The sequence below is a fragment of the Magnetospirillum sulfuroxidans genome (genome assembly GCF_018224925.1).
GTDB classification, from domain to species: Bacteria; Pseudomonadota; Alphaproteobacteria; order Rhodospirillales; family Magnetospirillaceae; genus Magnetospirillum; species Magnetospirillum sulfuroxidans.
On record NZ_JAGTUF010000003.1, the window covers coordinates 109,213 to 120,400 of the forward strand.

8 protein-coding genes and 1 tRNA gene are annotated in these 11,188 nt (G+C 62.8%); 8 read left to right on the top strand and 1 reads right to left on the bottom strand.

What is annotated here, in order from left to right; translation table 11 throughout:
- Positions 1 to 136: 136 nt before the first annotated feature.
- Positions 137 to 1,930, bottom strand: coding sequence for a PHA/PHB synthase family protein (locus KEC16_RS05555; RefSeq protein ID WP_211546687.1), 1,794 nt, complete (start codon positions 1,928 to 1,930; stop codon positions 137 to 139).
- Between the two features lie 321 nt (positions 1,931 to 2,251).
- On the opposite strand from KEC16_RS05555, the gene KEC16_RS05560 reads away from it, so the two are divergent.
- The 8 genes from KEC16_RS05560 (at position 2,252) to KEC16_RS05595 (ending at position 10,918) form a co-directional block, all read left to right on the top strand.
- Complete coding sequence (locus KEC16_RS05560) at positions 2,252 to 3,208, top strand: OmpA family protein (RefSeq protein WP_211546689.1); 957 nt, start codon at positions 2,252 to 2,254, stop codon at positions 3,206 to 3,208.
- Positions 3,205 to 3,507: a DUF2293 domain-containing protein gene (locus tag KEC16_RS05565; protein WP_211546691.1), complete on the top strand. Its 303-nt coding sequence runs from the start codon at positions 3,205 to 3,207 to the stop codon at positions 3,505 to 3,507. The genes KEC16_RS05560 and KEC16_RS05565 overlap by 4 nt, the downstream gene beginning before the upstream one ends.
- A 137-nt stretch (positions 3,508 to 3,644) precedes the next feature.
- Complete coding sequence (locus KEC16_RS05570; RefSeq protein ID WP_211546693.1) at positions 3,645 to 5,333, top strand: methyl-accepting chemotaxis protein; 1,689 nt, start codon at positions 3,645 to 3,647, stop codon at positions 5,331 to 5,333.
- A 133-nt stretch (positions 5,334 to 5,466) separates the two neighbouring features.
- On the top strand, positions 5,467 to 6,696 hold the full coding sequence (locus KEC16_RS05575) for an LL-diaminopimelate aminotransferase (protein WP_211546695.1): 1,230 nt from the start codon (positions 5,467 to 5,469) through the stop codon (positions 6,694 to 6,696).
- A complete protein-coding gene (locus tag KEC16_RS05580) occupies positions 6,693 to 7,988 on the top strand; it encodes a homoserine dehydrogenase (protein WP_211546921.1) in 1,296 nt (431 codons plus the stop codon). Before KEC16_RS05575 ends, KEC16_RS05580 begins: the two co-directional genes overlap by 4 nt.
- Before the next feature lie 13 nt (positions 7,989 to 8,001).
- Complete coding sequence (glpX, locus tag KEC16_RS05585; RefSeq protein ID WP_211546697.1) at positions 8,002 to 8,994, top strand: class II fructose-bisphosphatase; 993 nt, start codon at positions 8,002 to 8,004, stop codon at positions 8,992 to 8,994.
- 3 nt (positions 8,995 to 8,997) lie between these two features.
- Positions 8,998 to 10,773 (top strand): single-stranded-DNA-specific exonuclease RecJ, encoded by a 1,776-nt coding sequence (gene recJ, locus KEC16_RS05590; RefSeq protein WP_211546699.1) that lies wholly within the window; start codon positions 8,998 to 9,000, stop codon positions 10,771 to 10,773.
- A 69-nt stretch (positions 10,774 to 10,842) separates the two neighbouring features.
- Positions 10,843 to 10,918: transfer RNA gene (locus tag KEC16_RS05595), tRNA-Glu, on the top strand.
- Positions 10,919 to 11,188 lie beyond the last annotated feature (270 nt).

The window sequence follows — 11,188 nt, forward strand, 5'->3', positions numbered from 1 at the left end:
AGGCGGATTCTTCCGCCAAGAGGAGTATGCCTGTGCCGGGATTAAGGGATCAATAAACGCGCCCTATGGCTGTGGTCTGTGGCGGGTCCAGCGGGGCATAAAAAAGGCGCTGACCGAAATCAGCGCCTTTTGGGTTTTAGACCGCCCGTTCCTTGACATAGGCGCCGGGGCCTTCTTCCAGCACTTTCAATGTGCCGTCGCCGGGCACGCGGGCCGGCACCTGCTTGCAGCCCTTGGTTGCCCAGGCGTGCCAATCGGTCCACCACGATCCTTCGTTCTGGATGGCGCCATTCAGCCAGGTTTCCGGGGTCTTGACCTTCTTGCTATTGGTCCAATAGCAATATTTGTTGGCGGCGGGGGGGTTGACCACCCCGGCGATATGACCGGAAGCCGCCAGCACGAACTTGACCGGCCCACCGGAATTCTGGGTCAGGGCAAAGGTCGAGGTCCACGGCGCGATATGGTCTTCGCGCGCCGACAGCATGTAGATGGGGGTCTTGATCTTGCCCAGGTCGATGTCGACGCCGTCCAAGGAGATGCCGCCCGGCTTGGTCAACAGGTTCTGCTGATACATCTTGCGCAGATAAAAGCTGTGCATGGCCGCCGGCATGCGGGTGGAATCAGAGTTCCAGTACAGCAGGTCGAAGGGGAAGGGATCCTTGCCCAGCAGGTAATTATTGACCACGAACGACCAGATCAGATCGTTGGCGCGCAGCATGTTGAAGGTCATCGCCATGTCGCGGCCGTCCAGATAGCCGTGCTCGCTCATCTTGGCTTCCAGGCTGACCAGCTGTTCCTCGTCGATGAACACGCCCAATTCGCCCGGCTCGGCGAAGTCGGTCATGGTGGTCAGCAGCGTGGCGCTGGCGATGCCGGGAAGGTTTTTCGCCGCCATATAGGCCAAGGTGCACGCGGTCAGGGTGCCGCCCAGGCAATAGCCGACGATGTTGACTTCCTTGTGGCCGGTGGCCTGTTCGATGGCGGCCAGCGCCGCCAGCGGGCCTTCCTTCATGTAATCGGTGAAATCCTTGGTCGCCAGATGTTCGTCCGGGTTGACCCAGGAAATGACGAAAACGGTATGACCCTGATCCACCGCCCATTTGATGAAGCTGTTTTTCGGCCGCAGGTCGAGGATGTAGAACTTGTTGATCCACGGCGGCACGATCAGCAGCGGCTTTTCGGCCACGGTCTCGGTGCTGGGAGTGTATTGCAAAAGCTGCATCAGATCGTTCTGATAGACCACCTTGCCCGGTGTCACGGCGATATTCTCGCCGACCTTGAAGGCGTCGTAATCGGTCATCTTGATCGACAGCTTGCCCTTGCCGCGCTCCAGGTCCGACAGCAGGTTGTTCAGGCCCTTGACCAGGTTCTCGCCGCCCGATTCGATGGTGGCGCGCAGGACTTCCGGGTTGGTCAGCACGAAGTTGGAGGGCGCCATGGCGTCGACGAATTGGCGGGTATAGAAATCCACCTTCTGCGCGGTGTGGTCATCCAGCCCCTCGACGCCATGCACCAGACCGTGCATGTAGCGGGCTGACAGCAGATAGGATTGCTTGATGAAGTCGAAGACCTCATTTTCTTCCCACATCTCGTCCTTGAAGCGCCGGTCGGCGGGTTCCGGCTTGGCCACGGGTTCGGAATGTTCGCCGAACAGGCGGCGGGTGGTGTTCTGCCACAAGGCCAGATAATCGTTCCACAGCGTCAGGTTGGCTTCCACCAGCTTGGCCGGGTCGCTCATCATTTTGGCCGTCATTTCCATGAAGGCGTTGCCGATGTTCAACGGGTCCAGGTTCTGGGTTCCCGGTTCCGCCGACTGACGGGCGACGAAATCAGCGACGATGCGTTGCGAGCGCTCGGCTATATTGGACATCGCCTGCGACAGTTCGGTGGGGTCGATCACCTTGACGTCAGCGCCCTTTTCCTCGGCCATATGAATACCTCGTTACAGCAACAGATACGATGTCCGCAAGACTGGCGCGGCCATCATGGGCAAGGGGAGTTTGCCGCCGTCGGCGATGAACCGAAGTTCCGGTCCGCGTTCCCCCGATAGCTCTATATACTTTCCTTCGGCGGCCTGTTAAACGTGAACTTGCCGTAAAAGATGGCGCGATGCCATTTTTCCATGTCATCAGGGGTGGGTGGTCATACCATGACGGGTCGTTTTGATCGGAGTGTCGCCGGATTGCCGAACACTGTTCGGCTTTGGGGGCGTAGCCTCCTGTTATTGAGCGCGTTGTCCGCATGCTCGAGCGTGCCTGACGCGGTCAATCCGGTTGAGTGGTACAAGGGGACCCGTGACTTCGTCACCGGCAAGGATACGCCGGAGCCGGCCCCGGTCGCCACCGCCGGCAAGACGGTCAAGCCGGCCGCCAGCGCCGAGAACCGCAAGGACACCCCCAAGGGGTTGGTGCCTGATCGCGGCAACGCCCACTATGCCGAACCGGTCCGCCGCGAAGTGGCGCCGACCCGGCCCTTGGCCCGCCGCGCCCCCGCCGCCGGACAGCAAGTCGCCGCCGCTCCCGCTCCGGGTTCCGCCATTCAGGCCGCCGCGCTGCCCGCTGCGGGGCCGGCGCAAGTGGCCAGCGTTGACCAGGGGCCGAACGCGCCGCCGGCCAGCATGAACATGACGCCGCCGCCGCCCGCCGATATTCCGGAAACGGTGGCGGTGCCCGGTCGGCCGCGGGGTTTGCAGCAGCAATTCGAAAAGCGGCTGGCTGAATCGGCCCAACAGGTGGTCCGTCCCGGCCTTGTCGACATGCCGGGAAGCAATCATCGCTTCGCCTCGGCCGACGAAGCGCCGATCCATCTGGTGCCGCCGGGTTCGGTCAAGCGGGGCAATGCCAATTCGGGTGGCGGCAAGTTCGTCACGCCGCTGCCGGTACATGAGCCGGCGGCGTCGTTCCAGGTTGCCTCGGTGCAGTTTGCCGCCGGCGCCAAGCTCAGCCGGGCCGATCTGTCGTCCATCGCCGATGTGGTCCGCTTGTACAAGCAAACCAAGGGCGTTGTCCGCGTCGTCGCCTATGAACCGGCGCCGACCTATGGCGGCTATAATCCGCTGGTGGGCATGGATAGCTCGCAGGATCGCGCCGACGCGGTCGCCCGCGAGTTGAACCGTCGTGGCATTCCGGCTTCCAAGATCATGGTTGCCGCCCAGCCCGATTATGCCGCCGGCCAGGATGGGGCGCAGATTTTCCTTGATGTGATGTGAACCGTCGCCGCACCGCCATAGCGCAGGCTTTGGCGGTGCTGGCGCCGTTTATTCCGGCCTTCGATCGCGCTGCGGTGCTGGATCTGGCCGAGGATTCCCCCGGACTGCGCAAGGCCTCGCCGCCGGCGGCCGCTTGGCTGGCCCTGACCAGCCATGTGCGCCATCTCCACACCGATTACGACCAGATGCGGGCTGACGGTTACGACCGCGATGCGGCCCGGCATTTCTGCGCTCAAGCCATGGCCGAGGTGCTGCATGCGTGGGGCTGCGATAAGCGTTTGGGCCGAAATTGCGACTGAAGTATGGAGGCTTTAATTCTAAATAGCATCCTGAACGCGCTGTTTTTTTTATCTGTTCATGTGCTGTTTTAGACTCCTTCTTATCTCCTCCTGTATATTCCTAAGGTATTGGACGGTGACGTTTGGGAGTTCGGGTTATGTCGGTTTTGGATAATATGAACATTGGCAAGAAGCTGGTCGTCGCCTTTGGCGTTATCCTGCTGCTCTTGGTGATCAATGTGGCGCTGGGATTCAGCGGTGTTCGCAAGCTGGAAAGCGCCGGCAGCGATCTGGCCGATAACTGGTTACCCAGTGTTCAGGCCGTCGGCCGGCTTCAGAACGTCGCGCAGACTTTCCGGCGTTGGGAATTGTTGCACGTCCTGGCCACCGAGGCCGACGAAATGAAGGCGGCCGAAGTCCAACTGGGCGAGATCAGTGCACAGATCGCCGAAGCGCGGAAGACCTATGAGGTTTTGCTTTCGTCGGACGAGGAACGGGCGCTGTACGCGAAATTCGGCAGTGATTTCGACCGCTATATGGTTAGTCACGAAAAACTGATTTCCCTGTCGCGTCAAAACCGCAATGACGAGGCGAAGACCTTGTTAAGCGCTGAAAGCCTGCCGCTTTTTCAGAAAATGCAGGCTACGCTTGAGGAATGTGTGGCCCTTAATGGCAAGGGCGCCGGCCACTCGCGTGAGGAGCTGAGGTCCGTCGCCAGCATGACGACGGTCATCACCATTGTGGTGTTTGCCGTGGTCGCCGTATTGATCATTGGCGCCGGCCTGGTTCTGCGCAGTGGGATCGCCACCCCCATCGTCGCCATGACCGAGGCCATGCGGAAGCTGGCCGACGGCGACAAAACCATCGTTATTCCGGCCCAGGGGCGCGGCGACGAGGTTGGGGCCATGGCCTCCGCGGTTCAGGTGTTCAAGGACAACATGATCCGGGCCGAGCAACTCGCCGCCGAACAAGAGGCCGAACGGGCCGTGCAGTTGAACCGGGCCCGTGCCGTGGATAAGCTGACCAAGGATTTCGACAATTCGGTCAGTTCGGTTCTGGGCATCGTTTCCGGCGCCGCCACCGAGATGGAGGCTACCGCCCAGTCGATGACCGGCAATGCCCAGCAGACCAATGATCAGGCCACCATGGTCGCCGCCGCCACCGAAGAGGCTTCGGCCAGCGTGCAGACGGTGGCCACCGCCGCCGAGGAATTGTCCGCTTCCATCGCCGAGATCGGCCGTCAGGTCGAGCAATCCAGCGTGACCTCGCGCGCCGCCGCCGAGGAAGCCGAACGTACCAACAAGACGGTTCAGGATCTGGCGCAGACCTCGGTCCGCATCGGCGAAGTGGTCGGCCTGATCACCACCATCGCCAGCCAGACCAATCTGTTGGCGTTGAACGCCACCATCGAGGCGGCGCGGGCCGGCGATGCCGGCAAAGGCTTCGCCGTGGTCGCCAATGAAGTCAAATCCCTGGCCAATCAGACCGCCAAGGCGACCGAGGAAATCACCACCCAGATCTCTTCGGTGCAATCGGCGACGCGGGAAGCGGTGCGCGCCATCGAAGGCATCGTCCGGCGGATCGGCGAGATTAACGAAATCGCCAGCGCCATCGCCGCCGCGGTCGAGGAGCAATCCGCCGCCACCACCGAAATCGCCCGCAACGTCCAGCAGGCCGCCGCCGGCACGCAAGAGGTGTCGTCGAGCATCGGCGGCGTCAGTCAGGCGGCGTCGGAAACCGGCACCTCGGCCGAACAGGTGCTGGCGGTGGCGCGGTCGTTGTCGCAAGAAGCCGAAGGCCTTAAGGCCATGGTCGATGAGTTCCTGGGGGCCGTCAAAGCGGCCTGAACCCAAGTCATGCGCGGGTGGCCGCCCCGCCATCCGCGCATGCTTGAAGTGCCAAAAAGCTATCGCTTCCCGATCCTGACCGCGCTAGATATGATCCCTTTCTTTTCCTCCCTTCCGGAAAGTGACTGGCGTCATGAGCACCGAGCAGGAATTTCATCGCATCAAGCGGCTTCCCCCCTACGTTTTCGCCGAAGTCAATGCCATGAAGGCGCGGGCACGCGCCGCTGGCGAGGACATTATCGATTTCGGCATGGGCAACCCGGATCAGCCGACACCGTCGCATATCGTTGAAAAGCTGGTGGAAGCCGCCCGCAATCCGCGCGCCCACCGCTATTCCATGAGCCGTGGCATTCCTGGTTTGCGCAAGGCGCTGGTCAATTATTATCATCGCCGTTTCGACGTCGCGTTGGATCCCGAAAGCGAATGCATCGTCACCTTGGGCTCGAAGGAAGGGTTGGCTAATCTGGCCAACGCCATCACCAGCCCCGGCGACGTCGTGCTGGTGCCCAATCCCAGCTATCCCATCCATCCCTATGGTTTCATCATCGCCGGCGGTTCGTGCCGCTATGTGCCGGTGACCCCGGATGCCGAATTCCTGCGGGCGCTGGATCGTGCCGTGCGCCATTCGGTACCCAAGCCCATCGCCTTGGTGTTGAATTATCCCAGCAATCCGACGGCGCTTTTGGCCGATCTTGATTTCTATGGCCAAGTCGTCGATTTCTGCCGGCATCACGGCATCTGGATTTTGTCCGATCTGGCTTATTCCGAGATTTATTTCGACGTGGCGCCGCCGCCGTCCATCCTGCAAGTGCCCGGCGCCAAGGAGATCGCGGTGGAATTCACCTCGATGTCCAAAACCTACAACATGCCGGGTTGGCGCATCGGCTTCGCCGCCGGCAACAAAAAGCTGATCGCGGCCTTGGGGCGGATCAAGTCTTATCTGGATTACGGCGCTTTTACCCCGATCCAGGTGGCGGCCACGGCCGCCTTGAACGGTCCGCAAGATTGCGTCGAGGAAATCCGTCAATTGTATAAGGGCCGTCGCGACGTTCTGATCGAGGGGATGCATGCCGCCGGCTGGGATGTTCCCAGCCCGCCGGCGACCATGTTCGCCTGGGCTCCGATCCCGCCGGCCTTTGCCCATCTGGGGAGCCTGGAATTTTCCAAGCTGCTGATGCGCGAAGCCCAGGTGGCGGTGGCCCCCGGCATCGGTTTTGGCGAATACGGTGACAGTTTCGTTCGGATCGGGCTGGTGGAAAACATTCAGCGGACCCGCCAAGCGGTGCGCAATATCAAGTCATTCCTGGGCAATTACGATAAGGTCCTGGAAGAATCGGAAAAGCAACGGGTGGTGGTTGGCTGATGAAACCTTTGAAAATCGCCCTTGCCGGGCTGGGAACGGTCGGGGCTGGGCTGGTCAAATTGTTGACCGATAACGCTGGCATCATCACCGCCCGCGCCGGTCGCCCGCTGCAGGTGGTCGCGGTGTCGGCGCGTGATCGGAACCGCGATCGCGGCATTGTCCTGGGGGCCGAGGTCGCCTGGTATGACGATGCCGTCAAGATGGCCGAGCAGGCCGAATGCGATGTCATCGTCGAAGTGATCGGCGGCTCCGAGGGCATTGCCCGCCACGTGGTGGAAACCGCCCTTGGTCGTGGGCTGCATGTGGTCACCGCCAACAAGGCGTTGCTGGCCCATCATGGCGTTGCCTTGGCCGCGACGGCCGAGGACAAGGGGGTGGTCCTGGGTTTCGAAGCCGCCGTCGCCGGCGGCATCCCGATCATCAAGGCGCTTAAGGAAGGCTTGGCCGGCAACGCCATCAGCCGGGTTACCGGCATCTTGAACGGCACCTGCAACTACATCTTGACCACCATGCGCGAGACCGGGCGTGATTTCGCCGACGTGCTGGCCGAGGCCCAAGCCTTGGGCTATGCCGAGGCTGATCCCAGCTTCGATATCGATGGCGTCGATGCCGCCCATAAGCTGGCGATTTTGACCAGTCTGGCCTTTGCCACGCCGGTGGACTTCCAATCCATGCATGTCGAGGGCATCCGTCACGTCTCGGCCGTGGATATCGATTTCGCCGACAAGCTGGGATATCGCATCAAGTTGTTGGGCATCGCCCAAGCCACCGATCACGGCATCGAACAGCGTGTCCATGCGTGCATGGTGCCGGTGGCGGCGCCGATCGCCACCGTCGATGGCGTTTTCAACGCCGTGGTGGCCGAGGGCGATTTTGTCGGCCGCTCGATTTATGAAGGCCGTGGCGCCGGGGCTGGCCCGACCGCCTCGGCGGTGGCCGCCGATATCATCGATATCGCCCGTGGCAACCGTTCGCCGGCCTTTGGCGTTCCGGTCGCCGCCCTGGTGGCCCGGCCGGCGGCGTCGATGGAACGCCGCCAAGGGGCCTATTACATGCGGCTGATGGTGCTTGACCGTCCCGGCGTCCTGGCCGATGTCGCCACCGCGCTGCGGGCCGAAGGCGTGTCGGTGGAGCAGATGATCCAGCCTGGCCGGGCTCCGGGCGAGACCGTGCCCATGGTCATGACCCTGCACGATACGGTGGAAGCCGATATGAACCGCGCTGTCGCCCGCATCGCCGCGTTGGACGCGGTGGTGGAAAAGCCGCGCCTGATCCGCATCGAGCCTTTGTGATAAGGTAGCCGCCATGCCCAATCGTGTCTTTGTTCCGCCGCCGCACGCGCTCGACCGCAATCTTGCCTTGGAAGTGGTGCGGGTCACCGAAGCCAGTGCCCTGGCGGCGTCGCGCTGGGTCGGACGTGGTGACGAAAAGGCCGCCGACGAGGCCGCCACCGCCGCCATGCGCGAGGCGCTGAACAGCCTGTCCATGGAAGGGCGGGTGGTCAATGGCGGTGGCGGCGCCACCTTGGCCAATGGCGACAAAGTGGGAACCGGAACCGGCCCCAAGGTCGATATCGTGCTGACCCCGATCGAGGGGGCGACCATTTGTGCCAAGGGCAGCCATAACGCCATTTCGGTGATCGCCGCCACTCAGGAAGGTTCGTTCCTGCATGTGCCGGCCGACGCCTATATGGAAAAGCTGGCCATCGGTCCGGGTTTGCCGACCGGCATCATTGATCTGAGCGTCAGCCCCGAAGATAATTTGATCAATGTCGCCGCCGCCAAAGGCGTCGCGGTGGCCGATTTGACCGTGTGCATGCTGGATCGACCGCGTCACGGCGATTTGCTGGGACGAATCTACGAAGCCGGCGCCCGCGTCGTCTTGATTGACGATGGCGACGTCTCTGGGGCCATCGCCGTCGGTTTGCTCCAGACCGGCATTGATCTGTACATGGGCTCGGGCGGCGCCGCCGAGGGCGTGTTGGCGGCGGCGGGGCTGAAATGTCTGGGCGGACAGATGCAGTGCCGGTTGCTGTTGCGCAGCGAGGATGATCGGGCCAAGGCCCGTGCCGCCGGCATCAGGGACATCCAGGCGCAGTGGACCATCGACGACATGGTCAAGGGCGAGGTGATGTTCGCCGCCACCGGCATCACCGACGGCAATATCCTGGCCGGCATTCGCCTGCGTCAGGGCGGCGCCGTCAGTCATTCGCTGGTCATGCGCTCGACCACCGGCACGTTGCGGACCATGACGTCCCAGCATGATTTCAGCCGTCACGCCCAATTGCATCGGGATTAAAACATGACTGAAACCGCCGCCTTTCTCGGGGTCGAACGTTCGCTCACCGGGCGGCGGTGGCTGGCGACCGGCGGTGATGACCGTCTGGCCGTGACCTTGTCGCAGCGCTTGGCCTTGCCGGAAATCATCGGCCGGGTGCTGGCGGCGCGCGGTATCGGCCTGGAAGAGGCGGAAACCTTCCTGGCGCCGACCTTGCGCGCCTTGTTGCCCGATCCCAGTCACCTGAAAGACATGGACAAGGCCGCCGCCCGTATCGCCCAAGCGGTGATGGCCGGACAGCCGATCGGCATTTTCGGCGATTACGACGTCGATGGCGCCACCTCGTCGGCGTTGCTCAACACCTTTCTCAGCGCCGCCGGCGCCACCGCCTTGGTGCACATCCCCGACCGCATGATCGAAGGTTATGGCCCCAATCTGCCGGCATTGTTGAAACTGGCCGGGCAGGGGGCGCGGGTGGTGGTGACGGTGGATTGCGGCACAACGGCTTTTGTCCCTTTGGCTGGCGCCGCCGAAGCCGGCATCGATGTGATCGTCGTTGACCACCACGAGGCCGAACCGGAACTGCCGCAGGCTTTCGCCATCATCAACCCCAAGCGTCTGGATGAAGAAAGTCCGCATGGCCATCTGGCCGCCGTCGGCGTCACCTTCTTGGTGGTGGTGGCGGTCAACCGCGCTCTGAAATCAGCCGGCTGGTACGGCCCCCAGCGCCCGGCGCCCGATTTGCTGCAATGGCTGGACGTGGTCGCGCTGGGCACGGTGTGCGACGTGGTGCCGCTGCACGGCGTCAACCGCGCCCTGGTGACCCAGGGGCTGAAAGTCATGGCCAAGCGCAACAATATCGGCTTGGCCGCTTTGGCTGACGTGGCCGGGGTCAAGGAACGCCCCGACGCCTACCATCTGGGCTATGTGCTGGGGCCGCGCGTCAATGCCGGTGGCCGGGTGGGGGAATCCGAGCTGGGCTCGCGCCTGCTGTCGACGCATGACCCGCTGGAAGCGGCGGAAATCGCCCGACAATTGGACGGCTATAACAAGGACCGTCAGGAAATCGAGGCGGCCGTGTTGCTGGAAGCCATCGAACAGGTGGAAGGCCGCGACGATGACGGCTTGCCGCTGGTGGTGGCGGCGGGCGAGAACTGGCATCCCGGCGTCATCGGCATTGTCGCCGGCCGGCTGAAGGAACGCTATGGCCGCCCGGCCTGCGTCATCGCTCTGGATGGCGACGAGGGCAAGGGCTCGGGGCGTTCGGTTGCCGGCCTCGATCTGGGGTGTGCGGTCATCGCGGCGCGCCAGCAGGGCTTGCTCAAGGCGGGCGGTGGCCACGCCATGGCGGCGGGATTCACCGTCGCCCGCGCGCACCTAGCCGAATTCCGTGCCTTTCTCGCCGACCGTCTGCAAGCCCAACTGAGCGGCGAGCTGGTGCCGGTGTTGGAATTGGACGGGGCGCTGGACGCCGCCGGAGCAACCGTGGATCTGGTGGAGACGCTGAAACAATTGGGGCCGTTCGGCGCCGGCAACCCGGAGCCGCGTTTCGCCATCACGGCCGCCCGCGTGGTCAAGGCCGACGTGGTCGGCTCTGGGCATGTGCGCATCATTGCCCAAGGCCAAGGCGGGCAACGCCTGAAAGCCATCGCCTTTCGCGCCGCCGACAGCGAAATGGGGCTGACCTTGCTGGGCGGGCAGGGACAAAACTTCCACTTGGCGGGGACCTTGCGCGTGGATAGTTGGCAGGGAAATAACGCGGTGCAGTTGATCATCGACGACGCCGCCCCGGTGCGGTGAAATTTTTTTAGAAAAACCCGCTTGACCAAGGGGGCGTACCCCGCTAAAAGGTCGCCCTCACCTCGCGACGTCCCCATCGTCTAGAGGCCTAGGACACCGCCCTTTCACGGCGGCGACGCGGGTTCGAATCCCGCTGGGGACGCCATTCTCACCAGACAAACTGGCTCCACCGCTAAGACGCGGCCTTGGATATCCCAAGGTTCCGCGCGAGTTTGCTTGGTAGAGGTGCTGACTTCGTTCTCGGCAAATGTGCGGAAATTCTCTCTCCAACACCCGTTTCTCTCCGAACCTGTTGACTGCCACTTCTTGGTCAACAGGTCGTCTGCGCCATGAAAGAGCAGGACAATTCGAAATTCGGGCTACCGTGTGGTTGGCCGATTTCTACGGAATGCCGCAGGACTCCGGTGTCGGAATT

Bases quoted from the DNA above. Each gene is read 5' to 3' on its own strand.
- KEC16_RS05555 (WP_211546687.1), bottom strand. From the start codon at position 1,930: ATGGCCGAGGAAAAGGGCGCTGACGTCAAGGTGATCGACCCCACCGAA.
- KEC16_RS05570 (WP_211546693.1), top strand. From the start codon at position 3,645: ATGTCGGTTTTGGATAATATGAACATTGGCAAGAAGCTGGTCGTCGCC.
- KEC16_RS05575 (WP_211546695.1), top strand. From the start codon at position 5,467: ATGAGCACCGAGCAGGAATTTCATCGCATCAAGCGGCTTCCCCCCTAC.
- glpX (WP_211546697.1), top strand. From the start codon at position 8,002: ATGCCCAATCGTGTCTTTGTTCCGCCGCCGCACGCGCTCGACCGCAAT.
- recJ (WP_211546699.1), top strand. From the start codon at position 8,998: ATGACTGAAACCGCCGCCTTTCTCGGGGTCGAACGTTCGCTCACCGGG.